This window comes from Streptomyces caniferus, assembly GCF_009811555.1.
GTDB lineage: Bacteria > Actinomycetota > Actinomycetes > Streptomycetales > Streptomycetaceae > Streptomyces > Streptomyces caniferus.
In genome coordinates, this window is record NZ_BLIN01000002.1 from 642857 (window position 1) to 669590 (window position 26734).

Genomic DNA, 26734 nt, shown 5'->3' on the forward strand with positions numbered 1-26734 from the left:
GCGGGGCCGGAAGCGCCCGGCCCCGCACACCGCCCGCCGGCTATTGCTTGGCGAGCCGCGCGTTGATCTCGGATGCGATGTCCTTGGCGGCATCGGCCGGGGACTTACCGCCCAGAACGGCCGTCATATAGCTCTTGACCGGATTCGGTACGTTCTCCACGGCGGCCCACTGGGGAATCAGCGGAGTGGTGCCGCCGGACTTCTCCGCGGCGGGTGCGGCGGCCGCGGCGGCCGGGTTCTCCTGTGCGGCACCGGCCAGGTCGGCTGACTTCGGGGTCCAGCCGGCCTCCTTGACCATCTGGCCGTCGTTCTGCTTCGACAGGGCGACCTTCAGGAATTCCTTGGCGAGTTCCTGGTTCTTTCCCATACCGGCGACGGCGAAGTTGGAGCCACCGAGGAATACGCCCTCGGGCTTGTCCGCTGTCTCGCCGGGGATGGTGAAGAAGCCGATGTCCTTCTTGATTTCCGGGTTGGCCTTGACGGCGGTGGCGGCCTCGTAGCCCATGGCGATGACGGCGCCGGTCCGGCCCTTGGCGAAGACCTCGGCCTGCTGCGGGGTGGCCTCGTCCTTGTTCTTGGGGGCGGTGCTGAAGGCCTGGTACTGCCGGTAGAGGTCCATGGCCTTGGCGACCTTGGGGTCACCGAGGTTCGAGACCCACCTGCCGCCCTGCTTCTTCACCAGGTCGGCGCCGGTGCCGATGGTCAGGCCGTCGAAGAAGTACCAGTTCTGGCCGGGGAGATAGAGCGGCTCCGCGTCGGTCTTCTTCTTGATGGCGCCGAAGGCCTTGAAGAGCTCGCTGCGCGTCGTGGGGGTGCCCTTGAGACCGGCCCGGGCCCAGATCTTCTTGTTGTACATCACCACGCGGTTTCCGGCGTACCACGGCAGTGCGTACTGCTTTCCGTCCACGAGCGAGGCCTTGTTGAAGGCGTCGTTCCAGTCGGAGCCGATCTCCTTCTTCAGATCGCCGAGCTCGGCCAGCGCACCCGCCTTGGCGTAGGCGGCGGTCTGGGTGTTGCCGATTTCGACGACGTCCGGCGGGCTGTCCTCGGACAGGGCGGTGCTCAGCTTCTGCTGAATGCCGTTCCACTGCTGGACCTTGAAGTCGACGGTGGCGCCGGTCTTCTTCCTGAACTGCTCGGAGACCTGTTTGGTCCACTGCGCCGGATTCGAACCGCTCATCACCCAAACGGTCAGCTTCCGGCCCTTGAACCCGTCCGCGCCCGCCGCGTTGCCGCCGCCGGACCCACAGGCAGCGACACCCACCAGCATCCCCGCGACCGCCGTCGCCGCTATGAGCCCACGCTTCATTGCGCTCTCCCCCTCGAGGCCGGGTGTGGTCTTTAATGGTTTAGACCAGCGCCCGCAGCTTGGCCTAGACCATTGGGGGTGTCAAGGGTGTATAAGAGTCGCTGTCAGGTCCGTTACCGGACCGACATCTGGCGAGCGGGGACCTGCAAGGGAGCGCGGGAAACCCACCCGTGCCACGATGTGAGCCGCTACGTACGGAGGAGCCGGTGACGGCAGTGCCACAGGAGTCGGAGAGGCGGGTCATGGAGACGGACGGGGGCAACGGTGCCGAGAGCGGCGGCGGCACGCGGACCGCGCGGGTACCCAAGTACTACCGCCTCAAGCGGCACTTGCTGGAGATCACCGAGACCCTGCCGCCCGGCACCCCGGTCCCGCCCGAGCGCACCCTCGCCGCGGAGTTCGACACCTCGCGCACGACGGTGCGTCAGGCCCTGCAGGAGCTGGTCGTCGAGGGCCGGCTGGAGCGCATCCAGGGCAAGGGCACCTTCGTCGCCAAGCCCAAGGTGTCCCAGGCGCTGCAACTGACCTCCTACACGGAGGACATGCGGGCCCAGGGCCTGGAGCCGACCTCCCAGCTGCTGGACATCGGCTATGTCACCGCCGACGACCGGCTCGCCGGCCTGCTGGACATCGCCACCGGCGGCCGGGTGCTGCGCATCGAGCGGCTGCGGCTGGCCAGTGGTGAGCCGATGGCCATCGAGATCACCCATCTGTCCGCGAAGCGCTTCCCCGCGCTCCGCCGGAACCTCGTCAAATACACCTCCCTCTACACCGCGCTGGCCGAGGTCTACGACGTGCGACTGGCGGAGGCCGAGGAGACCATCGAGACCTCGCTGGCCACGCCGCGCGAGGCCGGCCTGCTGGGCACGGACGTCGGCCTGCCGATGCTGATGCTCTCCCGGCACTCGCTCGACGCCCAGGGACAGCCGGTGGAGTGGGTGCGCTCGGTCTACCGGGGCGACCGCTACAAGTTCGTCGCCAGACTGCGCCGCCCCACGGACTGACCCACCGCCCCGGGGCCGCTCCCCCGGGGCGCGACACCCCCGTCGGCGTCACGGCCACCCCCAAGCGGGACGAACACGGCATTCCGTCGCGCCACGGGGGTGTCCCCCGTGTGGAGTCTTGATACCGATATGCGGACAGCTAGTGACGCGCGCCACGCCCCTGCCATAGATTTCCAGCCGATCACACAGGAGACCGCCAGGGGACGGAGCCACGGCCATGACGCAGCCAGTCGCATCACCGGATCGCAGACAGGTGGTCACGCCCACGCGCGTGGTGGCCGGGGTCTGCCTGATCGCTCCGTTCGTGGCGATGCTCTGGGTGAGCTCGTACGCCAGGGTCGAGCCGAAGCTCATCGGCATCCCGTTCTTCTACTGGTACCAGATGGCGTGGGTGCTGATCTCGACGGTGCTCACCATGCTCGCGTACAAGCTCGTGCAGCGTGAGCAGCGCGCCCGCAAGGGCGGTGTGGCCGAGTGACTGTCACCACCACCGCGACGGGCGCCTCCGGGGCCCTCGCCGCCTCCCAGACCCACGGCATCAACGGCGTCGCCCTCGCCGTCTTCGTCTTCTTCTTCCTGGCCGTGACGGTCATGGGGTTCCTGGCCGCCCGCTGGCGCAAGGCCGAGCAGTCCGCCAACCTCGACGAATGGGGCCTGGGCGGCCGCAGCTTCGGCACCTGGATCACCTGGTTCCTGCTGGGCGGCGACCTCTACACCGCGTACACCTTCGTGGCCGTTCCGGCGGCGATCTACGCGGCGGGGGCGTCGGGCTTCTTCGCCGTCCCGTACACGATCCTGGTCTACCCGCTCATCTTCACCTTCCTCCCCCGCCTCTGGTCCGTCTCGCACAAGCACGGCTACGTCACCACCTCCGACTTCGTGCGCGGCCGCTTCGGCTCCAAGGGCCTCTCGCTGGCCGTGGCGCTCACCGGCATCCTCGCCACGATGCCGTACATCGCGCTCCAGCTGGTCGGCATCCAGGCCGTCCTGGACGTGATGGGCATCGGTGGCGGCGAGCACACCAACTGGTTCGTCAAGGACCTGCCGCTGCTGATCGCCTTCGCCGTGCTGGCCGCGTACACCTACTCCTCGGGGCTGCGGGCGCCGGCGCTGATCGCGTTCGTCAAGGACGGACTGATCTATCTCGTCATCACCGTGGCGATCATCTACATCCCGATCAAGCTGGGCGGCTTCGACGCGATCTTCGACACGGCCGGCAAGGCGCTCGCCCAGCCCGGCCCGGTCGCCGGCAAACCGCGCGGCGAGCTGGTCAGCGGCCCCAACGCCCAATGGGCGTACGCCACCTTGGCGCTCGGCTCGGCGCTGGCGCTCTTCATGTACCCGCACTCGATCACCGCGACGCTGTCCTCGCGCAGCCGCAATGTGATCCGCCGCAACACCACCATCCTGCCGCTGTACTCCCTGATGCTGGGCCTGCTGGCGCTGCTCGGCTTCATGGCGGTCAAGGCCGGCACGGACATCCAGGGCAACCCGCAGCTGGCCATCCCGCAGCTCTTCGAGGACATGTTCCCGAGCTGGTTCTCCGGCGTGGCGTTCGCCGCGATCGGCATCGGCGCGCTGGTCCCCGCGGCCATCATGTCGATCGCCGCGGCCAACCTGTTCACCCGCAACGTCTACAAGGACTTCCTCAAGCCGGACGCCACGCCCGAGCAGGAGCACAAGGTCGCCAAGCTGGTCTCGCTGCTGGTGAAGGTCGGCGCGCTGGTCTTCGTCCTCACCATGGACAAGACCGTCGCGATCAACTTCCAGCTGCTGGGCGGCATCTGGATCCTGCAGACCATGCCGTCCCTGGTCGGCGGACTGTTCACCCGCTGGTTCCACCGCTGGGCGCTGCTGACCGGCTGGGCGGTCGGCATGCTCTACGGCACGCTCGCGGCCTACGGCGTCGCGAGCCCCACCCAGGCCCACTTCGGCGGCTCCAGCAAGGAGATCCCCGGCATCGGTGAGATCGGCTACATCGGTCTGACCGCCTTCGTCCTGAACGTCGTGGTCACGGTCGTCCTGACCTTCGCCCTGAAGGCCGCCAAGGCCCCCGACGGCATCGACGAGACCAGCCCCGCCGACTACACGGCGGACGCCGGCGACACGGGCGTCGCCGCCGAACTGCCCCCCGCCACGGCGGAGGCACCGGCCGGGCACTGAGCCACCGGTCGCGCCCACGGCGAACGGGCCGTCACCTCCCCCGGGACGTGGCGGCCCGTAGCCGTTTCCTGCCCCGGCGGACGGCCCGCGGCCGGAGGCCGGGCGTGGCCACGGAGCCCTCCCCTCCGGCCGCCGGACGGGCCCGGACCGCGGCACCGGCCGTGGAGCAGGCCACTTACAGGCACTGTGTGATCACTCACGACACACTAGATATGGGGGTGCACCTGATGGGCCACCACCACATGTATGCTCGTCCTCGCTGTCGCCGCAGGGGAATCCGGTGGGAATCCGGAACTGTCCCGCAACGGTGTGGGAGCGCGCTCGACCGGCCGGACACCGGCTCCGGCGTGCGCTCGTGTAGTCCGAGGACCTGCCGATGGTACGTCCGCACCGCCATGGGTGCGGGTGTCGATACGTCCGGGCCCCGAGGGTTGGGCCGGTGGACGCCGCGCGGTGTGCCCGCGCACCCCTGACCATGACGGGGTGCCGCATGCCCGCGTGCGCCCGTCGCGTCCCTCCTCCTGGCCCCCGCCGAGTGAGGGAGAGCATCACGTGACCATCGCGCCAACGGAGCCCGCGTCAGACGCCGAGGTCGTGCCGCCCGTGGTGGACACGCCCGCCGGTTCCGCCGATGGCGGACCGGGCGAGGACGGTCCGGGGGTCGCCCTGCTGCGCACCCTGACCAGGCTGACCGAGGACCTGACCGCGACCGACCCCGGCAAGGTGGCCGCCGCCGCCCTGCGCGGCCGGCACGCGGGCTCCGACGAGGCCGAACTGCGGTCGCTGGCCATCGACGCCGCGGCCGGTCTGATCGGTGACGAGCCGCAGTACTCCAAGCTCGCCGCGCGCCTGCTCACCCTCGCCATCGCGGAGGAGGCGGCCGGACAGGGGGCGGTCGCCTTCTCCGCCTCCGTCGCGGTCGGCCACCGCGAGGGCCTGATCGCCGACGAGACCGCGGAGTTCGTACGGACCCACGCGGCCCGGCTGGACGCGCTGGTCGAGGGGGCGCTGGCCGACGGCGCCGACGACCGGTTCGGCTACTTCGGACTGCGCACCCTGCACTCGCGCTACCTCCTGCGCCACCCCACCACCCGTCAGGTCGTCGAGACCCCCCAGCACTTCCTGCTGCGGGTGGCCTGCGGCCTCGCGGAGGACCACAGCGACCGTGCCCTGGACGATGTCGCGGAGCTCTACCGCCTCACCAGCTCGCTGTCCTACCTGCCCTCCTCCCCCACCCTGTTCAACTCCGGCACCCGCCACCCGCAGATGTCGTCCTGCTACCTGCTGGACTCGCCGCTGGACGAGCTGGACTCGATCTACGACCGGTACCACCAGGTCGCCCGGCTCTCCAAGCACGCCGGCGGCATCGGCCTCTCGTACTCCCGTATCCGCGCCCGCGGTTCGCTGATCCGCGGCACCAACGGGCACTCCAACGGCATCGTGCCGTTCCTGCGCACCCTGGACGCCTCGGTCGCGGCCGTGAACCAGGGCGGCCGGCGCAAGGGCGCCGCCTGTGTCTACCTGGAGACCTGGCACGCGGACATCGAGGAGTTCCTGGAGCTGCGCGACAACACCGGTGAGGAGGCCCGCCGTACGCACAACCTGAACATCGCCCACTGGATCCCGGACGAGTTCATGCGCCGGGTGGAGGCCGACGCCGACTGGTCGCTGTTCTCGCCCTCGGACGCCCCCGAGCTGGTGGACCTGTGGGGCGACGAGTTCGACGCCGCCTACCGCAAGCTGGAGGCCGACGGCCGGGCGCAGAAGCAGATCCCCGCCCGGGTGCTGTACTCCCGCATGATGCGCACCCTGGCGCAGACCGGCAACGGCTGGATGACGTTCAAGGACGCCGCCAACCGCACCGCCAACCAGACCGCCGAGCGCGGCCAGGTCGTGCACTCCTCCAACCTGTGCACCGAGATCCTGGAGGTGACGAACGACGGGGAGACCGCGGTCTGCAACCTCGGGTCGGTCAACCTCTCGGCCCACCTGGGTGCGAACGGCGAGATGGACTGGGAGCGGCTGGATGCCACGGTCCGTACCGCCGTCACCTTCCTCGACCGCGTGGTGGACATCAACTTCTACCCGACCGAGCAGGCCGGGACCTCCAACTCCCGCTGGCGCCCGGTCGGTCTGGGCCTGATGGGCCTGCAGGACGTCTTCTTCCGGCTGCGGCTGCCCTTCGACTCGGCCGAGGCGCGGGAGCTGTCGACCCGGATCTCCGAGCGGATCATGCTCGCCGCGTACGAGGCGTCCGCCGACCTCGCCGAGCGGCACGGTCCGCACCCGGCCTGGTCCGCGACCCGCACCGCCCGCGGGGTGCTGCACCCTGACCACTACCCGAACGCCGAGCCGCGCTGGGCCGACCGCTGGGCGGCGCTGCGCACCCGGATCGCGACCACCGGCATGCGCAACTCCCTGCTGCTGGCGATCGCGCCGACCGCGACCATCGCCTCCATCGCGGGCGTGTACGAGTGCATCGAGCCGCAGGTCTCCAACCTCTTCAAGCGCGAGACGCTCTCCGGTGAGTTCCTCCAGGTCAACGCCTACCTCATCGAGGAGCTCAAGGCGCTGGGCATGTGGGACGCCCGGACCCGTGACGCGCTGCGCGAGGCCAACGGCTCGGTCCAGGACGTCGCGTGGATCCCCGAGGAGGTCCGGGCGCTGTACCGCACGGCCTGGGAGATCCCGCAGCGCGCCCTGATCGACATGGCCGCGGCCCGGACGCCCTACCTCGACCAGAGCCAGTCGCTGAACCTCTTCATGGCGTCGCCGACCATCGGCAAGCTCAGCTCGATGTACGCCTACGCCTGGAAGCGCGGCATCAAGACGACGTACTACCTGCGCTCCCGCCCGGCGACCCGGATCGCGCAGTCCGCGCGCGGTGGTGCCGCCGCCTCGACCGCCCCCGTACCGCAGCAGGCCACCGACCCCGAGGCCGTCGCCTGCTCCCTGGAAAACCCCGAGTCCTGCGAGGCCTGCCAGTAATGTCCACCGAGACCACCGAGACCACGGCGGCCGCCGCCCACACCACCACCACCGGCACCAAGAACCTGCTGGACCCGGGCTTCGAGCTGACCCTGCGTCCCATGCGGTACCCGGAGTTCTACGACCGCTACCGCGACGCGATCAAGAACACCTGGACCGTGGAGGAGGTCGACCTCCACTCCGACGTCGCCGACCTCGCCAAGCTCTCGCCGGGCGAGCAGCACATGATCGGCCGGCTGGTCGCGTTCTTCGCGACCGGTGACTCGATCGTCTCCAACAACCTCGTGCTGACGCTCTACAAGCACATCAACTCCCCCGAGGCGCGGCTGTACCTGAGCCGTCAGCTCTTCGAGGAGGCCGTGCACGTCCAGTTCTACTTGACGCTGCTGGACACCTACCTCCCCGACCCGGACGACCGCGCCGCCGCCTTCGCGGCCGTGGAGAACATCCCGTCCATCCGGGAGAAGGCCCAGTTCTGCTTCAAGTGGATGGACTCGGTCGAGAAGATCGACCGGCTGGAGTCCAGGGCCGACCGGCGCCGCTTCCTGCTGAACCTGATCTGCTTCGCGGCGTGCATCGAGGGGCTGTTCTTCTACGGCGCCTTCGCGTACGTGTACTGGTTCCGCTCGCGGGGTCTGCTGCACGGGCTGGCCACCGGCACCAACTGGGTCTTCCGCGACGAGTCCATGCACATGGAGTTCGCGTTCTCGGTGGTGGACACCGTCCGCGAGGAGGAGCCCGACCTCTTCGACGACATGCTGGAGCAGCAGGTCACCGACATGCTCAAGGAGGCCGTCGAGGCCGAGCTGCAGTTCGGCCGCGACCTGTGCGGTGACGGCCTGCCGGGCATGAACACCGACTCGATGCGCGAGTACCTCCAGTGCGTCGCCGACCAGCGGCTGCAGCGCCTCGGTTTCGCGCCGGTCTACGGCTCGGAGAACCCGTTCTCCTTCATGGAGCTGCAGAACGTCCAGGAGCTGACCAACTTCTTCGAGCGCCGGGCTTCCGCCTACCAGGTCGCCGTCGAAGGCTCGGTCTCCTTCGACGACGACTTCTAGAAGACGTACCACGACGCCCCTTCGCCCCCGCCGTCCGCCTTTTGTGAGCGTTCTGTTACCTCGGCAACCGGATCCGGGGCCGCCACATCTACTCGGACATGAAGGGCACGAAGGGGCGTCGTCGGTTCATCGACTATCCGCGTCAGGGACGGCAAGGTCCGCGCCGTTGGCTGCCGTCATGGAGACAGTGGCTGAGCGTGGTCGCGCTCGGCGTGGGCGGCCTGGCGGGGCTGTTCGCCGTGGTCTACGCAAAGATCGACATACCGGGTGAGAACACCCTCGCCGGCCAGGAGGCGACCGTCTACTACTGGGCGGACGGCAGCCAGATGGTGAGCGTGGGCGCCGTCAACCGGCAGAACGTCACCCTCGACAAGGTGCCCGACTCCGTCGAGAACTCCGTGATCGCGGCGGAGAACGCCACGTTCTACAGCGACGCCGGGGTCTCCCTCCAGGGCATCGGCCGCGCCCTGGTCAACATGGTCTCCGGCGAGGAGACCCAGGGCGGCTCCACCATCACCCAGCAGTATGTGAAGAACACCTATCTCTCGCAGGACCAGACGGTCACCCGCAAGGTGAAGGAATTCATCATCTCGCTGAAGGTGAGCAACCAGAAGTCCAAGCAGGAGATTCTGCGCGGCTACCTCAACACCAGCTGGTTCGGCCGCAATTCGTACGGCATCCAGGCCGCCGCCCATACGTACTACGGCATTGACGCCAAGGACCTCAACCCCAGCCAGGGCGCCCTGCTGGCCGCCTTGCTGAAGGGCTCGGAACAGTACGACCCGGGGCTGAGCGAGGCCAATCACCGGCGGGCCGAGGCCCGGTGGAAGTGGATACTCGACCGGCAGGTCACCACCGGGAAGATGACCGGGCAGGAGCGGGCGAAGTACCGCACCTTCCCGGAGCCCCGGGGCATTTCCAAACCCACCAGCCAGGCCGGCCAGACCGGCTATCTCGTCGATGTCGCCAACAAGTTCATCAAGTCCGGCACCGGTCTGACCGACAAGGACCTGGCGCGCGGCGGCTACCGCATTCACACCACATTCGACAAGAAGCGCACCCACCGGCTGGAAAAGGCCGTGCGGGACGTCCGCCGGGAGACCGTCGATCCCCGGCTGCGGGCGGCCGACAACTATGTGGAGGTCGGCGCGGCCTCCGTACGCCCCAAGGACGGGGCGATCGTCGCGCTCTACGGCGGCGCGGACGCCACCCGGCACTTCAGCAACAACGCGGACACCACGGCGGTCCCGGCCGGCTCCGCCTTCAAGCCGTTCGTGCTGGCGGCCGCACTGCAGCGGCCGGACGGCGAGCCCGCGGACACCGCGGAACAGGCCGCCAAGAAGACCGGGTTCGCGGATCTGGGCGGGGCGCTGATGACGGCCCAGAACCCGCCGTTCGTCCAGGCCGGGCAGCGGATCGGGCTGGAGCGGATCCGGGATCTCGCGGTGGCCACGGGGCTGCGCAAGGAGAGCATGGCGCGCCTGGAGCAGACCTTCCCGCTGGGCACCTCCGCCCCCAGCGCGATACGGATGGCGAGCGCCTACACCACCTTCGCCAACGGCGGGCTGCACGCCGACCCGTACGCGGTGTCCGAGATGACCCACGACGGCCGGAGCGTCTCCGGCTTCCACCGCCCCGAGCCCGTGCAGGTCCTCGATGCCGGGGTCGCCCAGCAGGTCTCCAGCGTCCTGGAGGGGGTCGGCTGGCGCACCCTGGGGACGCCGGACGGCGCGCCGTTCCAGCAGCCGGTCGCGGCCGGCCGCACGGAGGCGGGCGACCGGATGAAGTCCGCGTGGTTCATCGGCAGCCCGTCGGCCGCCGGCCCGGACCTGGGCGCCGTTCCCGGCACCGGACCGGGGGACGGTGTCCGCCCCGAGCCCGCGCCCGACCCCGGTGCCGGCAGCGAGCCGACCACCGCCGTGACCATGTTCCGCAACAAGCCGGGAGCGCCCGAGCTGCTGCCGATGCAGGGCGTCGGCGGTTCCGGCACGGGGCTGGGGACGAGCATTCCGCCGAAGATCTGGCAGGCCTACCAGCAGGGGTCGTGAGCGAGGCGCCCGGCCGTCGGCCGGGCGCCCGTCCGCTCGCCTCAGTCGTTGGCGACGACGGGGTAGCGCGGCTCCAGCTCGGCCATCTGCTTCAGGGCGTCCTTGCGGTCCCGCTTGCTGAGCCGGTCGATGTAGAGGTAGCCGTAGAGGTGATCGGTCTCGTGCTGCAGGCAGCGCGCGAAGAAGCCGGTGCCCTCGATCGCGACCGGCTCGCCCTTCGCGTCCTGGCCGCGGACCACCGCGTAGTCGGGGCGGGCCAGCGAGGCGTAGGCGCCGGGCACGGACAGGCAGCCCTCGTTGGAGTCGTCCAGGATCCGGCGCTCGGCCGGCAGCTCGTCCAGCACCGGGTTGCAGATCGCGCCGACGTGCCGCACGCCCTGGTCGTCCGGGCAGTCGTAGACGAAGACCTTCAGATCCACACCGATCTGGTTCGCGGCCAGGCCCACGCCCTCGGCGGTGCGCTGGCTGGCGAACATGTCGTCGATGAGCTGGGCGAGCCCCTCGTCGAACTCCGTGACGTCCTTGCACTCCTTGTGGAGCACGGGGTTGCCGACGACCGTGATCGGCCGCGAGGTGCCGCGCTCACGATGGGCGGTCTCCCGCTCCTCCGCGTCCGTGACGTCGTCGAGGAACGCTTCGTCCGCGCGCTGGTCACCGTCTTGATCAAACACAGGCTGCTGCGCCATCTCCGCCGTACGCCTTCCTGAAAACCCTGAGTAGTCGCCCTACAGCCTACGGGGGCAGCGCCCGGCCCCTCAGCAGACCTCTTCCAGATCCCGCCATTCCCGGGTGTCCGGGCTGTCCGCGACCCAGCCGTCCAGCAGGCCGCGCACCAGGGCGGACGGCGCCGCGATACCGCATTCGCGCTCCGGTACCCACAGCGAGCCCGAGCCCGCCGTGCGGTGCCCCAGCGGCCCGGGGTGGCCCGGCTCGCTGTGGTCGTGCGGGTCCAGGTGCTCGCCGTCGCCCTCGTCGCTGGGCATCCGGCTCTCCGAGCACGTACGGCACAGCAGGCGGACCGACGACGACCAGTCCTCGGCGGCGAAGCCCGCATCGGCCGCCAGCCGCTCCAGGGCGTCCCGGTCGGCCTCCGTGGCGGCCTCCAGGAGCACCACCCAGGTGGGGACCGGTGAGGGCGCCCACAGCTCGATCTCGTCGAAGACCGGGTACGCCCTGGTGGCTCCGTCGGCGCCGGCCGCGGTGGTCCGCTCGCCGTGCGGGACGCCGTCGTGCAGCACCACCTCGCCCCAGCGCCGCCCGGAGGACGGCAGCGGGATCGACAGCACCTCGATACGGGCCGGGTCCAGCCGACGGCCCCAGACCACCTCGGCCTCGCCCTCCGGGGAGAGGCGGACGGCAGCGCTGCCCAGGGCCATACCGAGCGGTTCACCGGACGGCGAGCCCTCGGCGGGGACCTTGAGGCCGTAGGCCTGCCAGGACCTGCGGGCCAGCGGCCAGTCCTGCAGGGCGGTGGCGGCGATGCCGACGTTCCACCAGTCGGGCGCCCCGGTCTCGCGGTCCAGCAGCGCGACCGCGCGCAGCCCGGCGGCCCTGGCCTGCTCCCAGTCGTGCCGGAACTTGTGCAGCAGGGCGAGGTTGAACCAGGACTCCGAGAGCCACGGCTCCATGTCCGCGGCGCGGGTCAGCAGTGCTCCCGCGTCCTCGTAACGGCCGTCGCCGATCAGCGTGAAAGCGCGGTCGGTCGCCTGCCGCCACGAGGCGGAGGGCCGATGCCGTACCTTGCCGAAGATCCTCACGATTCCCGCCTGCTGGTTGCTCTTGATGCCGCTGAGGTGGGGTCCCGAGCGGCGTCCGGGGCCTTGTGGGGGCCCACTCGACAACCTGCCACAGATTGCCGCCGGGCTCAGCCCGGTTTGCCGGTCCCCCTGCGGCTCCTTGCCCTTCGCCGACCCCCTGAACCCCCTGAAAGGGGCTTCCTTCGCATCCAACCATGCCCATCTCGAAGGCCGCTCATTACCCATGGGTTCCATGACATCGGGCGCTCGGCGACGGCTCAACGGCCGCGATACGGGGGCGTGAGCGGGCGGACGGCTCCCCGGGGCGGCCGGTGACCGGCCGGTGACCGTTTCCTGCCTTACCGGGGCATACACATCCGGGGCGGGGCGGCGTACGCCGGAAGGCCCGGCACCGCCCGGCCCTCGCCGCCGGAGCAGTCGGCCATCTCACACCGCCCGTCCACCGCACGCCAGGACCCGGGCCAGTGCCTCGACGACCCGGGGCTCGTGGTCCTCGGCGGTGGCCAGCCGCAGCCGCTCCAGCGCGCGCAGCGAGCCGCCGGGGCCCGCCGACTGCCCCGAGAGGTCGTCGTAGGCGTTGACGGTGCGGACGATACGGGCCGTGACCGGCTGGTCCCGGTACGGATCGGCCTGCCGCTCGACGATCACCGCGACCTCCGCGGGGACCCCGGTCTGCCGGACCACGGCGCCGCCCAGCAGCGCGATCCGGCGCTGTTCGGCGGGCGGCAGCGGCGCGGTGGCGCCCGCCGGCACCGGGTCCAGGAGCGAGAGCTGACCGATGTCGTGCATCAGCGCGGCGTATTCGAGCACATCCAGGTCCGGTTCGTTCAGACCGAGTTCGCGGCCCACGGCACGGCTGAGCGCGGCCACCCGGCGGGCGTGGCCGTGCGGGGTGTAGCCGGCGATCTCGGTGGAGCGGGCCAGCGAGGCGATGGTCTGGCGGTAGGTGGTGCGCACGGCGGCGAACCGGCGGAAGGCGAACTGGGTCAGCAGCAGCGGCAGACAGAAGACCGGCAGCGCCCACAGCCCGGCGACCGCGGTGGCCAGCGAGATCACCACTCCGGTGGCACAGATCGCCGAGCCGATGCCGGGCAGCGCCCGCAACTCGTCGCGCAGCAGCGGGCCGTACGGCCAGCCGGTACGGGCGCGGGCGAGCGCGGCCGCCAGCACCGCGTCGCACAGCGCGGTCAGCGCCATCAGACCGGTCATGAACAGCGGGTGGACCGGACCCGAGACCGCCCAGCTGTTCAGCGTCCCGGTGTTGTAGAGGGGCTGGAAGCAGGTGGCGGCGAAGCCGATGGTCAGTATCCGGCAGGCGAGGTGGTCGAGCGCCGGTCCCCGGCCGCGGGCGACGTGCGGGACGAGTCCGACCAGCCCGGCCGCCAGGACCACGGCCACGGTCTGCGGTACGCCATGGGTCGTCGGCCGTCCGCCGGCCTCACCGAGCAGGGCGTACGCCAGGGCGCCCGCCGCACCGAGCGGGGCGCCCTCGCGCTCCCCCGGCATCCGTCCCCCGGCCGCCGGTGCGGGCCCCCGGCCCACCAGCTCGCCCACCGCGATCAGGATCCCGAAGGCCAGCGCGATCCCGGGCTCGGCCAGACCCTCCCAGAGCGTCCGCCCGAGCGACCAGCAGGCGAGCGCGCCGGCCGGGGCGTAGACCGCGGCTATCACGGCGCTGCCCCGTGCGGCGGGTGCTCCGGCGCGGCCGGCCGCCGCCGGGCTCCCGGGCGGCCGGGCCGGCCGGGGCCGCTCCGGGGCGCCGCTCATCGCGCGCCGTCCCGCCCGGCGGCTTCGGGGTGGCGCTCGGGCCGCCGCCCGCCGCCGCCCGGCTCCCCGGGTTCCTGCGCCCTCTCCGCCCCCTGCGGCGGGCCGGCGCCCTGTCCCTCCCGCACCGTGCCGGGCTCCGCGTCCGCCGCCGTCACCAGATCGGGATCCCAGCCGTACCGGTCGAGCGACGCCGTCAGCGCCCGGACCATCCGCGGGTCGAACTGCGCCCCGGCGCACCTGCGCAGCTCCTCCACGGCCACCGGGACCGGCCGGGCCCGGCGGTAGGAGCGGGTCGAGGTCATCGCGTCGAAGGCGTCCGCGACCGCCACCACCCGGGCGAATTCCGGAATGTGATGCCCCGTCAGCCCGTACGGGTAGCCGCGCCCGTCCAACCGCTCGTGGTGGTGCAGGATCGCCGCCCGCGCCTCCCCCAGGAAGCCGATGCCGCGCACGATCTCGTGTCCGTACTCCGGATGCAGCTCGATCACCCGGCGCTCCTGCGGCGTCAGCGGTCCGTCCTTGCGCAACAGCCGGGTGGGGACGCCGAGTTTGCCGACGTCGTGCAGGATGCCGGCGAAGCGCAGCACCTCCACCCGGTCCTCCGCCATGCCCAGTTCCCGGGCGATCATCACCGAGGCGCGCCCGACCCGCTCGCTGTGCCCGCGCGTGTAGCGGTCCTTGATGTCCACGGCCTGCACGAGGGCGCGGATGGTGGCCTGGTGGGCGGTGCGTTCCCGGTGGTACTGCGCGAAGACCCAGCAGGACAGACACATCGGCAGCAGCACCAGCAGTGCCGCCGTCGGCCCGTACGAGCTGCGCCACAGGACCGCCATCATCAGCCCGGCCAGGCCGTGCACCAGGTGCGGCCCCAGCGACCGGGGCAGCGCGCCGCGCCAGGCGGTGCGCAGGGGGTGCCGCTCGGCGGCGACCAGCACCCCGCCGTCGAGCGCCACCAGCACCACGCAGAAGGTGAGGGCGGCGGCCGCGGCCGGCAGCAGCAGGACGGGGAACTGCGGTGCGGACAGCGGATGGTGGCCGAGGGCACGGAAGACCCGGGCGGCCGCACAGCAGGCGAGTGCCAGCTCGGCGGCGTGCCAGAGCCTGCGGGCGCCGGCCGAGCGCGGCTTCGCGGGTCCGATCAGCGCCCCGGGGACGGCGGCCAGTGCGGCCAGGGGCGGCGGCAGCAGAAAGACCCCGGCGAGCAGGACGGGGCTGGCCCAGCCGGCGACAGAACCCTCGAACGCCCCGGCCAAACCCGTGCCGGACGGTATCCGGCCGCCCACCAGCGGGCAGCGGTGCAGCTGTTCGCACAGTGCGTACAGGGTGGCCAGGGCCAGGGTGCTGCTCCAGGGGGCGCCGGCGCCGAGCCGGGCCGCCGGGGCGGCACACAGCGCCGCGGCCAGGGCGGCGCAGCCGATATACCCTCGCGCGGCCCCCGGAAGTTCCCGCATCGCGCCCTCCTCACCGTGCCCACCGCTCTCCCCGCGCTCTTGCGGAGCGGAGGGACCCGAGCGCTGCCTGCGCAGTGCGCCGGGGTCCGGTGAGAATAGAGGGGCTGGGGCGCCGGGGAAGGTGCATCAGCGGATCGGGCGGGACGAATCGCCCCGCCCCTCACCCCTTAGGGTGATGTGCCGCGTTATTCGGCGCGGGCGGTCTCGCTCCGTGCATCGGTGGATCCGGTCGCCTCGGGCGTACCGGTCCCCTCCTCGGATGCCGCCGCCTGCTCGCGCTGCGCCTGTTCCTTCTTGGCCTGTTCGAGCACGCTCACCTCGGGCACGGTCTCCCCGGCCCGGATGAGGTCGATCCGGCCCATCACCTTGGAGCGCAGGTCGCTGGGGACGTCGTCATGGCCGCAGCAGCGCTTGACGAGCTTCTTGACCGCCTGCTCCAGGCCGTACTTCTCCAGGCACGGCGAGCACTCGTCGAGATGCACCTGGAAATCTGCGCACTCCCCCGCGGGCATCTCCCGGTCGAGATACTCGTAGAGGTGGTCGAGGACCTCTGAGCAGTCCTTCTCGTGCGGGTCTCCGCAGCTCATGATCCCGAGCCTTTCCGGTCGTGCGACTCCGTCGTGCGCGCGGACTGCGGGTCCGCGGTCGCCCCCGCCGGGACCAGCCCGCGCTCACGGGCGTAATCCTCGAGCATGCCGCGCAGTTGGCGCCGGCCGCGGTGCAGACGGGACATCACCGTGCCGATGGGTGTCCCCATGATGTCCGCGATCTCCTTGTACGCAAACCCTTCGACGTCCGCCAGGTAGACCGCGATCCGGAACTCCTCGGGGATCTCCTGGAGCGCGGCCTTCACATCGGAGTCGGGAAGGTGGTCGAGCGCCTGCGACTCGGCGGAGCGCAGCCCCGTCGACATATGCGACTCGGCGCGCGCCAGCTGCCAGTCCTCGATCTCCTCGGCGGCGCTGCGCTGGGGCTCGCGCTGCTTCTTGCGGTAGGAGTTGATGAAGGTGTTCGTGAGGATGCGGTACAGCCACGCCTTGAGGTTGGTGCCTTCCCGGAACTGGTGGAAGGACGCGTACGCCTTGGCGTACGTCTCCTGCACCAGGTCCTCCGCGTCGGCCGGGTTGCGCGTCATGCGCAGCGCGGCGGAGTACATCTGGTCCAGGAACGTCAGCGCGTCCCGCTCGAAGCGCGCGTTGCGCTCGGCAGCGCTCTCCTGAGCCTTCTCCTCAGCCGTGCCGTCGGCCCCTGCGTCGGTACCGGTGACCGGACCCACCTCCTCCAACACCGTCCTGGATCCGGATGCGGACCCACCCGATTCGGAGAATAGACGACGATCCGGTGCCGCCGCCGCTCCAGCCAGGGCGGGCTGCGTCACCTGCATCTGCGACCACGGCAGGTCGGCGGCCGGGCGGGCCGGGCAAGCGATTCCCATGCGGCGGACTCCCATTCCTCGTGCTTCACCGGACGTACTCGAGTACTACGCCTGGCACAACAGCCGCATCCGGCCCGGCATTCCCGCCGCACGCGGTCGAGGACGGACTTCCGGGGACGGGCCGCCGTCACCGCGGGGCGGCGGTGCCGGCCGGCGCCCCCACGGCGGCCCTCTCCCGTGCGGCTGCCCGGGCCCCGCGCTTGCCGGCGCACCGGCGCACCGGCAAGCCTGCTTGCCGCTCCGGCAAAGAAGGAGGCGGACGGTCAGCCGAACATCCCGTCCAGCCAGACCGCCGCCGCGTCCGTGATCACGGCCATCGACTCCGCCTCGCCGACACCCGCCTTCTTCGGCACCGCGAAGCCGTGGTCGCCGTGCGCCACCTCGGCGATCTCCGTCCCCGGCGGGAACTCCCCGGGCCGGCCGAACGGATCCCGGCCGCCCTGGACGACCAGCGTCGGCACCCCGGCACCGGTCAGCTCGTCCGCCCGGGACTTCTCCGGCCGGCCCGGCGGATGCAGCGGGAAGCTGAGCGCCAGTACGGCCTGCGCCCCCAGGTCACGCGCCGTACGGCAGGCCACCCGGGCGCCGGCGCTGCGACCGCCGGCGACCACCGGCAGCCCCGGCTTCTCCAGCGCCGGCCACAGCGCGGTCCATCCGGTGTCCAGGGTCTTCGGCGCGGGTGCCAGCTTCTTGCCCGCCACCCGCCACGGCTGCTCGACCAGCGCCACGGTGTACCCGCGGGCCGGCAGCGCGGCCGCCAGGGCCCGCAGATCGCGGGCCTCGATGCCGCCGCCCGCGCCATGGCTCAGGGCCACCACCGCCCGCGCCGGTGTGGCGTGGCGGTGCCAGGTGATCCGGGCGTCGCCCGCGGGTGTCCCGACCGTCTCGGTCTCCATCGCCCCAGTGCTCATACGCCCATCCTGCCCCGTGCCGCGGCCGGAGGGCCGCCGCGGCACCCCCGCGCGGCGCCCGTCCGCGGAGGCCCGCAACGGATCAGAACAGCGTGCCCACCTCGGGGCCGTCGAGCTCGGCGACCAGCTCGGGTCCGTTGTTGCGGACATTGCTGACACCGGTCGGGACGGGATGGGCGCGCATCAGCCCGGCCGGCGGCGGCGCCAGCAGCTCCCGCACCTCGTCGGGGTCGGTGCGGGAGGGGTCGAGCCAGGCGTCCCAGCGGTCCGGTGTCAGCACCAGCGGCATCCGGGGGTGGATGTCGGCCAGCGACTGCGGCCCCTCACCGCCGTCGGCCCCGGCCAGCGGGGTGGTCTCGGCCTCCGTGGTGACGACCGTGCAGGTCACCCACCAGGCCAGCGGGTGATCGCCGGGCAGCGTCCGGTCCCGCCAGAATTCGTACAGCCCGGCCATCGCCATCACCGCGCCGTCCGCGGGCGTCACGAAGTACGGCTGCTTACGGGGCCGCTTCTTCCTGCCCTGCTCCTCCAGCTGCCGCTCCGCGGCGTCGGTGACCCACTCGAAGTACCCGTCGCCGGGCAGCAGGCACCGCCGGGTCGCGAAGGCCTGCCGGTAGGACGGCTTCTCGTGCACCGTCTCGGCCCGCGCATTGATCATCTTTGCGGCGGCCTCGGGTGATTTCGACCACGACGGGACCAGGCCCCACTTCAGCGTCCGCAACTGGCGCACCGGGCCGTCCGGCGGGAACGCCTCGGCCGCCGCGCCCTTGAGGGGGCGTTCGAGCACCGCGTGCACCCGGTCCGTCGGCGCCACGTTCCAACTGGGCGCCAGGGTCTCCGTCGGCTCCCACTGCTGAACGCCGAAGGTCCCCACCAGGTCCTCGGGGCCACGACTCGCTGCATACCTACCGCACATACATGCCACACTGCCATGCCACACGAAGGGGAGACATGGACACCGACCACCTCACCGACATATGGAGCCGGGTCTTCGGGACCCAGCCCGCCCCGTCGCTCTGGCTGGTGATCATCACCGCGGTGCTGGCACTGGGCGCCATCGTCCCGCACACCGCCTGGCGGCTGTCGCGGAACGCCGTCACCATCGCCCACGAGGGCGGGCACGGACTGATCGCCCTGCTCACCGGCCGCCGCCTGGACGGCATCCGGCTGCACTCGGACACCTCGGGTCTCACCGTTTCGCGTGGCAAGCCGACCGGTCTGGGCATGGTGCTGACCGCCGCGGCCGGCTACATCGCCCCGTCCCTGCTGGGTCTCGCGGGCGCCGCGCTGCTCGCCGCGGGGCACATCACGGCGCTGCTGTGGGGCGCGACCGCGCTGCTGCTGGCGATGCTGATCATGATCCGTAACGCCTACGGCGTGCTCACCGTGGTGCTGACCGGCGCCGCGTTCGTGCTGGTCTCCTGGCTGACGACGCCGGAGGTGCAGGCGGCGTTCGCCTACGTCGTGGTGTGGTTCCTGCTGCTGGGCGGGGTGCGGCCGCCGTTCGAGCTGATGGGCAAGCGGCGCCGGGGCGGCGCCGCGGACTCCGACCCGGACCAGCTGGCGCGCCTGACCCATGTTCCGGCGGCCGTCTGGCTCGGCCTGTTCCATGTGGTGACGCTGTGCTCGCTGATCGGCGGCGGGCGCTGGCTGCTCGGTCTCTGACGCCTGCCGCCCCGGGCGGCGGCCGGCTCGCGTACCGCCACGCCCGGGGTGTCCGCGGCCGCCCCGCCCCCGGCAGCCGAGCGCACTATCACTGCCGTGTTTCGCAGGGGTTGCGCCACTTTTGATCAAGATCGGCACCCTTGCCCAGCCATTAAAGTAAGGGGCATGACCGAGAGCCCCGCACATCCCGCCCTCTGGCCCGCCCCCCTCGCCGCCGGGGCCGTCGATGCCACCGTCACCGTGCCCGGCTCGAAATCGGTCACCAACCGCGGCCTGGTCCTGGCCGCCCTCTCCTCCGAACCCGGCTGGCTGCGCCGCCCGCTGCGCTCGCGGGACACGCTCCTGATGGCCGAGGCGCTGCGCACCCTGGGCGTCGGCATCGAGGAGACCGCGTCCTCCAGCTCCGCGGGCCCGGCCGCACGGCCCGGCGGCGGTGAGGCCTGGCGGATCATCCCGGCGGGGCTGCACGGCCCGGCCACCATCGACGTCGGCAACGCCGGCACGGTCATGCGCTTCCTCCCCCCGGTCGCCGCGCTCGCCGACGGCCCGATCCGCTTCGACGGCGACCCCCGCTCCTACGAGCGCCCGCTCGGCGGCGTGATCGACGCGCTGCGCGCCCTGGGCGCCCGGATCGACGACGACAACCGCGGCGCGCTGCCGATGACGGTCTTCGGCAGCGGCGCCCTGGACGGCGGCCCGGTCGAGATCGACGCCTCCTCGTCCTCCCAGTTCGTCAGCGCCCTGCTGCTGTCCGCGCCGCGCTTCAACCAGGGCGTCGAGGTCCGGCACGTGGGCGCGGCACTGCCCTCCATGCCACACATCCGGATGACCGTCGACATGCTGCGCAGCGTCGGCGCCCAGGTGGACACCCCGGAGGCGGGCGGCGAGCCCAACGTCTGGCGGGTCACCCCCGGCGCCCTGCTCGGCCGCGATCTGGTCGTCGAGCCGGACCTGTCCAACGCCCAGCCTTTCCTGGCGGCGGCGCTGGTCACCGGCGGCCGGGTCACCATCCCGGACTGGCCCGAGCACACCACCCAGCCCGGCGACGCGCTGCGCGAGATCTTCACCACCATGGGCGGTTCCTGCGAGCTGACCGACCGCGGCCTGACCTTCACCGGCAGCGGCCGCATCCACGGCATCGACGTCGACCTGAGCGAGGTCGGCGAGCTGACCCCGGGCATCGCCGCGGTCGCCGCCCTGGCCGACTCGCCCTCCACCCTGCGCGGGGTGGCGCATCTGCGGCTGCACGAGACCGACCGGCTGGCCGCGCTCACCAAGGAGCTCAACGAGCTCGGCGGCGATGTCACCGAGACCGCGGACGGGCTGCACATCCGCCCGCGCCCCCTGCACGGCGGGATCTTCCACACCTACGAGGACCACCGGCTGGCCACCGCCGCTGCGGTCATCGGCCTGGCGGTCGACGGGGTGGAGGTGGAGAACGTGGCCACCACCGCCAAGACCCTGCCCGACTTCCCCGCGATGTGGACGGACATGCTCGACCCGGCGTCCGCTGCCTCCCGGAGAGTCTGAGGGGTATCGCCGCCATGCGCCGCTACGGAAAGAACCCCGATGAGGACGACATCCGCGTCCGTCCCAACCCCAAGGGCAACCGGCCCCGCACCAATATCCGCCCCAAGCACGAGGACGCCGGCGAGGGCCTGGTCCTGACCGTCGACCGCGGCCGGCTGACCTGCCTGATCGACGGCCGTACGGTCACCGCGATGAAGGCCCGCGAACTGGGCCGCAAGAGCGCGGTGGTCGGCGACCGGGTCGCCGTGGTCGGCGACCTGACCGGCGCCAAGGACACCCTCGCCCGGATCGTCCGGGTCGAGCCGCGGACCTCGACACTGCGCCGTACGGCCGACGACGACGACCCGTTCGAGCGGGTCGTGGTCGCCAACGCCGACCAGCTCGCGATCGTCACCGCGCTCGCCGACCCCGAGCCACGCCCCCGGCTCATCGACCGCTGTCTGGTCGCCGCCTACGACGCGGGCCTCGCCCCGCTGCTGGTGCTGACCAAGTCCGATCTGGCGTCCGCGGACACCCTGCTGGAGTCCTACGGCGCGCTCGGCGTCCCCTACCTCGTCACCAACCGCGACGAACTCGCCGACGGCAGCGCCGCCGAGCGGGTCAGGGCCGCACTGACGGGCCGTATGACGGCGTTCGTCGGGCACTCCGGGGTGGGCAAGACCACCCTGGTCAACTCCCTGGTCCCGGAGCACCGCCGGGCCATCGGCCATGTCAACGCGGTCACCGGCCGCGGGCGGCACACCACCACCTCCGCGCTGGCGCTGCCGCTGCCGGACGACTCGGGCTGGGTCATCGACACCCCGGGCGTACGGTCCTTCGGGCTGCATCACGTGGACCCGTCGCGGGTCATCCACGCCTTCCCGGACCTGGAGCCCGGCACCGCCGGCTGCCCCCGCGCCTGCAGCCACGACGAACCGGACTGCGCGCTGGACGCCTGGGTGGCCGACGGCCACGCCGATCCGGCCCGTCTCTACTCCTTGCGCCGCCTCCTGGCCACCCGCGAACGGCGCGAGGGCGACTGACCGACGACGTTTGCTGCCGCCGTCCGGGGTAAATGCATCATCACACCAAGCCCGGCGACGTGATCCTCCACGCACCGGCCGCCCGTACGCGGCCCGGACGCGTGGTGGTGATGTCCCGTCGTTGCTCGCGTAGGACAGGCCTAGCTGACCGGAGGCAAGGGGACATGGCGTGGCTGCTGGTCGTGGTGGCAGGGATCCTGGAGACCGGCTTCGCGGTCTGCCTCAAGCTCTCGCACGGCTTCACCCGTCTCTTCCCGACCATCGCCTTCGCGGCCTTCGCGCTCGGCAGCTTCGGCCTGCTGACGCTGGCGCTGCGCAAGCTCGACGTCGGTCCGGCCTATGCGGTGTGGACCGGCATCGGCGCGGCCGGTACGGCGATCTACGGCATGGTCTTCCTCGGCGACGTGGTCTCCACCCTCAAGATCGTCTCCATCACCATGGTCATCGTCGGTGTGATCGGGCTGCAGCTGTCGGGGTCGGCGCACTGACCCGCCTCGCCGCCCGGTAGCGCGGCGGGCCCGGGGCCCGCGGTCCGGACACCCGTCAACTCGTCCGCGGCAGGCGCCCGTCCGCCGACGCGGCGGTGACGCCCCGTCCAGCGCTCGGGCCGTGACGCTCCGTCACTCAGGCTCGGCGGGCGGCGCACCGGCCGGCACCCGGGCGAAGGCACCCCGTACGAGCCGGGCCACCGCCTCCGCCTCCAGCTCCCGGCGCGAGCGCTGCGCCGGTATGCGTCCCGCGGACCGGCCCGCCCCGGGAGTCACGGGGGCGACGACACAGGCCAGGGTCAGCCGCGCCGCGGTCTCGCAGGCGGTGCCCAGGGCGGGCAGCTCCTCCGCGGGCCAGTCGGGCTCCAGCGCCGCGACCGCCTGGTCGCAGAAGCGGCCGACGAGCTCCGCGGGCCCGGGCAGCGGCCCCTCGACCGCCGCGGTGCGCCGCACGGGGACGCCGAGCCGGGCGGGCCCGGCCGGCGCCATGGCGGCGGGCGCCGGCGAAGGGGTGGGCAGCCGGCCGCCCCAGCACCCGGTCAGCGCCGCCCTGACCAGGGGGTTGGCGCGGGCGGTACGCAGGGTCCAGGCGGCCGCGGCCACCACCCGGCCCGCCGCGTCGCCCCGCGTCCCGGCGGCCGAGGCGCCCCGGGACAGCGCCCGGGCGACCCCGGCGAGGTAGTTCTCGGTCTCCCGGCGGACCAGGGCGCGGGCCAGCCCGTCCTTGCTGCCGAACTCGTTGTAGAGCGTCTGCCGGGAGACCCCGGCGGCGGCCGCGACGTCAACCATCCGGATGGCCGTCCAGGCCCGTTTCGTCAGCGCCGTATAGGCGGCATCGAGCAGGGATTCACGCGCTGCGGGCATGTGTCGCCTCCCCGGGCGCCGGCCCAGGTGGCCGGTGTGCGCACAGAATTGACGCGGCGCCAGATGCTGTCAAGGGTCGTCGCAGCACGCGCTCGGCGGCGGGCCCGGGGCCGTCACACGCCCGGCGGCGCATGGCCGTGTGGCTCCTGCGTATACCAGTCGATACTGTTCGCACATGCCCGACTATCACGATGATCTTCGCCTCGGCCATGTCCTCGCGGACGCCGCGGACGCCGCCACCATGGAGCGCTTCAAGGCACTCGACCTCAAGGTCGAGACCAAACCGGACATGACACCGGTGAGCGAGGCGGACAAGGCCGCCGAGGAGCTCATCCGCGGCCAGCTCCAGCGGGCCCGGCCACGGGACGCGGTGCTCGGCGAGGAGTTCGGCAGCGAGGGCACGGGGCCGCGACGCTGGATCATCGACCCGATCGACGGCACGAAGAACTACGTCCGCGGGGTGCCGGTCTGGGCGACGCTGATCGCACTGATGGAGCGCGGTGAGGGCGGCGACCGCCCGGTGGTCGGCATCGTCTCCGCACCGGCCCTCAACCGCCGCTGGTGGGCCGCCGACGGCCTGGGGGCCTTCACGGGCCGCAGCCTGACCTCCGCGAGCCGGCTGCAGGTCTCGCAGGTCGGCCGCATCCAGGACGCCTCGTTCGCCTACTCCTCGCTGACCGGCTGGGAGGAGCGCGGCAGGCTGCCCGGTGTCCTCGATCTGAGCCGGGACTGCTGGCGCACCCGCGGCTACGGGGACTTCTGGCCGTACATGATGATCGCCGAGGGGTCGGTGGACATCTGCGCGGAGCCGGAGCTCTCGCTGTGGGACATGGCGGCGTGCGCGGTGGTCGTGAAGGAGGCCGGCGGACAGTTCACCGGCCTGGACGGGAAGCCGGGCCCGCACAGCGGCAACGCGGCGGCCTCCAACGGCCTGCTGCACGAGGATCTGCTCGGCTATCTCGGCGACTCCCCGCGCTGACCTGCGACGGGACGGGTATTCGGACACCCGTCCCGCACTTGCCCCTTGTTGCATCGACGCAGGCATGTGAACATGAGAATCCCCCAGTTTGTGAACTTGTGAATCCGTTCGCAAGGCACATTCACCAAGGAGGTGGCTCCACTCCATGCCCATGCACGTCAAAGACGCCATGAGCACGGTGGTCCTCACCATCGGGCCCGCTCACACCCTCCGTCAGGCGGCGCAGCTGATGGCGGCCCGCCGCATCGGCGCGGCCGTGGTCCTCGACAACGACAACAGCGGCATCGGCATCCTCACCGAGCGCGACATCCTCAACTCCCTCGGCTCGGGCGAGAACCCCGACCGGGAGACCGCCCAGACCCACACCACCTCGGACGTGGTCTTCGCCGCTCCGGACTGGACCCTCGACGATGCCGCGGACGCCATGGTGCGCGGCGGCTTCCGCCATCTGATCGTGCTCAACGACCATGAACCGGTCGGCGTGGTGTCCGTACGCGACATCATCCGCTGCTGGTCGGCCGCCACGGAACGGGCCGACGCCGTACCGGCCTGAGCCACGACCGGCTCCGGCGGCGAACACCCCGGAGCCACCCGCACGAAGAGGCCGGAGCCCCATGGCATCCGGCCTCTTCGCTTATATACGGCAGCGACAGTCGAGCCACCCCGACGGCGCGCCACCACCTCCGCGAGAGCGGCTGGGGGCACCTCCCAGCGGTAGCCGGGAAAGGCTCAGCCGCAAAGGCGAGTTCAGCCGCGCAGGGCCTGGACCGCGGCTTCCAGCCGCTTGCCGTAATCCGCGTCCGCCTTGCGGAAGTTCTCGATCGCCCGCTGGGCGATGTCGTCGCGGGAGACCTGCGAGATGAAGCCCGCCAGGTTGTCGATCAGGCGCTCCTTCTCGTCCTCCGCCATCAGGCGGTAGAGGGTGCCGGCCTGGACGAAGTCGTCGTCCTCGGCGTGCGAGGGCGCCTCGTGCTCGCCGGTGGTGCCGTTCACGGCGGCGGGCTGCCACAGCGGCCGGCCGGTCTGCACCGGACCGCCGAAGCTGTTGGGCTCGTAGTTCTTCCGGCCCGCGTGCCGGCCGTCGTAGAGCGCGCCGTCGCGGCCGTGGGTGCGCGCCTCGGTGGCGTGCGGACGGTTCACCGGGAGGTGGTCGGCGTTGATGCCGACGCGGTAGCGGTGGGCGTCGCCGTACGCGAAGAGCCGGCCCTGGAGCATCTTGTCGGGGGACGGGCCGATACCCGGCACGAAGTGGTGCGGGGAGAAGATCGACTGCTCGACCTCGGCGAAGATGTCCTGCGGGTTGCGGTTGAGCTCCAGCTTGCCGATCTCGATCGGCGGGTAGTCCTCGTGCGGCCAGACCTTGGTCAGGTCGAACGGGTTGAAGCGGTAGCCGGCCGCCTCCGCCGCGGGCATGATCTGCACCTGCACGGTCCAGGACGGGAAGTCGCCCCGCTCGATGGACTCGCGCAGATCGCGCTGGTGACTGTCGGCGTCCTCACCGGCGAGCTTGTTGGCCTCGTCCTGGGTGAGGTTCTTGATGCCCTGGTCGGTCTTGAAGTGGTACTTGACCCAGAAGACCTCGCCGGCCTCGTTGTTCCACTGGAAGGTGTGCGAGCCGTAGCCGTTCATGTGGCGCAGCGTCGCGGGGATGCCGCGGTCGCCGAACAGCCAGGTGACCTGGTGGGTGGATTCCGGCGACAGACCCCAGAAGTCCCAGACGTTGTCCGCCTCCTGCGAGCCGGTGTACGGGTCGCGCTTCTGCGTGTGGATGAAGTCCGGGAACTTGATGGCGTCCTTGATGAAGAACACCGGCGTGTTGTTGCCGACGAGGTCGTAGTTGCCCTCTTCGGTGTAGAACTTCAGCGCGAAACCGCGCGGATCGCGCACCGCGTCGGCGGAGCCGAGGTTGCCCGCGACGGTCGAGAAGCGCAGGAAGGTCTCGGTCTGCTTGCCGACCTCGGAGAGGAACTTGGCACGGGTGTACCGGGTCACGTCCGCGGTCACCGTGAAGGTGCCGTACGCACCGGCGCCACGGGCGTGCACGATCCGCTCCGGGATGCGCTCACGGTTGAAGTGCGCGAGCTTCTCGATCAGGAGCTGGTCCTGGATGAGGCCGGGACCGCCGATACCGGCCGCTTCGCTGTTCTGGTTGTCCCCGACCGGAGCCCCGGACTCCGTGGTCAGCGGTCCGGTGGTGCTCTCTACCGACACGTGCGCCTCCTGAAAAGTCTTCTCCACCTGCCCTTGGCTTGCGCCGGTCACGATCCTACATTGGACAATGTCTAAGTCAAGAAG

The 26734-nt window shown here is 71.6% G+C and carries 23 protein-coding genes and 1 riboswitch; of the genes, 12 read left to right on the top strand and 11 right to left on the bottom strand.

The genetic code is table 11. The annotated features are described in order from the left end of the window. Positions 1–40: 40 nt before the first annotated feature. Positions 41–1309, bottom strand: a complete 1269-nt coding sequence (locus Scani_RS04655) for an extracellular solute-binding protein (RefSeq protein ID WP_159470290.1) — start codon at positions 1307–1309, stop codon at positions 41–43. Positions 1310–1551: 242 nt separating this feature from the next. Here Scani_RS04655 and Scani_RS04660 point away from each other — a divergent pair, with 242 nt between their 5' ends. The 6 genes from Scani_RS04660 to Scani_RS04685 all read left to right on the top strand — a co-directional run bounded on the left by Scani_RS04660 (position 1552) and on the right by Scani_RS04685 (position 10570). Then, complete coding sequence (locus Scani_RS04660; protein ID WP_159471702.1) at positions 1552–2313, top strand: GntR family transcriptional regulator; 762 nt, start codon at positions 1552–1554, stop codon at positions 2311–2313. 217 nt (positions 2314–2530) lie between these two features. Further along, positions 2531–2791, top strand: coding sequence for a DUF3311 domain-containing protein (locus Scani_RS04665; protein WP_159470292.1), 261 nt, complete (start codon positions 2531–2533; stop codon positions 2789–2791). Positions 2792–2850: 59 nt separating this feature from the next. Continuing rightward, positions 2851–4476 carry a monocarboxylate uptake permease MctP gene (gene mctP, locus Scani_RS04670; RefSeq protein WP_159471704.1) on the top strand — a complete coding sequence of 542 codons (1626 nt, stop codon included), beginning with the start codon at positions 2851–2853 and terminating at the stop codon, positions 4474–4476. 271 nt (positions 4477–4747) lie between these two features. Further along, positions 4748–4814: riboswitch (cobalamin riboswitch) on the top strand. A 214-nt stretch (positions 4815–5028) separates the two neighbouring features. Continuing rightward, positions 5029–7464: a ribonucleoside-diphosphate reductase subunit alpha gene (locus tag Scani_RS04675; RefSeq protein ID WP_371872305.1), complete on the top strand. Its 2436-nt coding sequence runs from the start codon at positions 5029–5031 to the stop codon at positions 7462–7464. After that, positions 7464–8522: a ribonucleotide-diphosphate reductase subunit beta gene (locus Scani_RS04680; protein ID WP_159470294.1), complete on the top strand. Its 1059-nt coding sequence runs from the start codon at positions 7464–7466 to the stop codon at positions 8520–8522. The genes Scani_RS04675 and Scani_RS04680 overlap by 1 nt, the downstream gene beginning before the upstream one ends. 98 nt (positions 8523–8620) lie before the next feature. Beyond that, the gene (locus Scani_RS04685) at positions 8621–10570 is read left to right on the top strand and encodes a transglycosylase domain-containing protein (RefSeq protein WP_159470296.1); all 1950 of its coding nucleotides are present in this window, start codon (positions 8621–8623) and stop codon (positions 10568–10570) included. A 41-nt stretch (positions 10571–10611) separates the two neighbouring features. On the opposite strand, the gene def is transcribed toward Scani_RS04685, so the two are convergent. The 8 genes from def to Scani_RS04725 form a co-directional block, all read right to left on the bottom strand. Next, positions 10612–11256: a peptide deformylase gene (gene def, locus Scani_RS04690; protein ID WP_159470298.1), complete on the bottom strand. Its 645-nt coding sequence runs from the start codon at positions 11254–11256 to the stop codon at positions 10612–10614. 69 nt (positions 11257–11325) lie between these two features. After that, entirely contained in the window at positions 11326–12327 is a 1002-nt protein-coding gene (locus Scani_RS04695; protein ID WP_159470300.1) for a tetratricopeptide repeat protein, read from the bottom strand. 426 nt (positions 12328–12753) lie between these two features. Continuing rightward, the gene (locus Scani_RS04700; protein ID WP_159470302.1) at positions 12754–14094 is read right to left on the bottom strand and encodes an HD-GYP domain-containing protein; all 1341 of its coding nucleotides are present in this window, start codon (positions 14092–14094) and stop codon (positions 12754–12756) included. Beyond that, positions 14091–15545, bottom strand: coding sequence for an HD-GYP domain-containing protein (locus Scani_RS04705; protein ID WP_159470304.1), 1455 nt, complete (start codon positions 15543–15545; stop codon positions 14091–14093). The genes Scani_RS04700 and Scani_RS04705 overlap by 4 nt, the downstream gene beginning before the upstream one ends. Before the next feature lie 185 nt (positions 15546–15730). Continuing rightward, on the bottom strand, positions 15731–16132 hold the full coding sequence (rsrA, locus tag Scani_RS04710) for a mycothiol system anti-sigma-R factor (protein WP_159470306.1): 402 nt from the start codon (positions 16130–16132) through the stop codon (positions 15731–15733). Further along, on the bottom strand, positions 16129–16821 hold the full coding sequence (locus tag Scani_RS04715) for a sigma-70 family RNA polymerase sigma factor (protein WP_218039164.1): 693 nt from the start codon (positions 16819–16821) through the stop codon (positions 16129–16131). Before Scani_RS04715 ends, rsrA begins: the two co-directional genes overlap by 4 nt. A gap of 422 nt (positions 16822–17243) precedes the next feature. After that, positions 17244–17891: an alpha/beta hydrolase family protein gene (locus tag Scani_RS04720; protein ID WP_246295491.1), complete on the bottom strand. Its 648-nt coding sequence runs from the start codon at positions 17889–17891 to the stop codon at positions 17244–17246. Between the two features lie 82 nt (positions 17892–17973). Continuing rightward, a complete protein-coding gene (locus Scani_RS04725; protein WP_159470310.1) occupies positions 17974–18807 on the bottom strand; it encodes an SOS response-associated peptidase in 834 nt (277 codons plus the stop codon). A gap of 35 nt (positions 18808–18842) precedes the next feature. On the opposite strand from Scani_RS04725, the gene Scani_RS04730 reads away from it, so the two are divergent. From Scani_RS04730 to Scani_RS04745, 4 genes are all read left to right on the top strand, one after another. After that, positions 18843–19556: a M50 family metallopeptidase gene (locus Scani_RS04730; protein WP_159470312.1), complete on the top strand. Its 714-nt coding sequence runs from the start codon at positions 18843–18845 to the stop codon at positions 19554–19556. Positions 19557–19721: 165 nt separating this feature from the next. Beyond that, positions 19722–21086 carry a 3-phosphoshikimate 1-carboxyvinyltransferase gene (gene aroA, locus Scani_RS04735; protein WP_159470313.1) on the top strand — a complete coding sequence of 455 codons (1365 nt, stop codon included), beginning with the start codon at positions 19722–19724 and terminating at the stop codon, positions 21084–21086. A 14-nt stretch (positions 21087–21100) separates the two neighbouring features. Continuing rightward, positions 21101–22108, top strand: a complete 1008-nt coding sequence (gene rsgA, locus Scani_RS04740; protein ID WP_159470315.1) for a ribosome small subunit-dependent GTPase A — start codon at positions 21101–21103, stop codon at positions 22106–22108. Positions 22109–22272: 164 nt separating this feature from the next. Then, on the top strand, positions 22273–22596 hold the full coding sequence (locus tag Scani_RS04745; RefSeq protein ID WP_159470317.1) for a DMT family transporter: 324 nt from the start codon (positions 22273–22275) through the stop codon (positions 22594–22596). Between the two features lie 132 nt (positions 22597–22728). Here the strand turns inward: Scani_RS04745 and Scani_RS04750 are convergent, their stop codons facing one another. Continuing rightward, a complete protein-coding gene (locus Scani_RS04750; protein WP_159470319.1) occupies positions 22729–23460 on the bottom strand; it encodes a TetR/AcrR family transcriptional regulator in 732 nt (243 codons plus the stop codon). A gap of 175 nt (positions 23461–23635) precedes the next feature. Here Scani_RS04750 and hisN point away from each other — a divergent pair, with 175 nt between their 5' ends. Beyond that, the gene (gene hisN / locus Scani_RS04755; protein ID WP_159470321.1) at positions 23636–24439 is read left to right on the top strand and encodes a histidinol-phosphatase; all 804 of its coding nucleotides are present in this window, start codon (positions 23636–23638) and stop codon (positions 24437–24439) included. A gap of 151 nt (positions 24440–24590) precedes the next feature. After that, the gene (locus Scani_RS04760; protein WP_159470323.1) at positions 24591–24992 is read left to right on the top strand and encodes a CBS domain-containing protein; all 402 of its coding nucleotides are present in this window, start codon (positions 24591–24593) and stop codon (positions 24990–24992) included. A 194-nt stretch (positions 24993–25186) separates the two neighbouring features. On the opposite strand, the gene Scani_RS04765 is transcribed toward Scani_RS04760, so the two are convergent. Next, positions 25187–26650: a catalase gene (locus Scani_RS04765; RefSeq protein ID WP_159470325.1), complete on the bottom strand. Its 1464-nt coding sequence runs from the start codon at positions 26648–26650 to the stop codon at positions 25187–25189. Between the last annotated feature and the right edge of the window lie 84 nt (positions 26651–26734).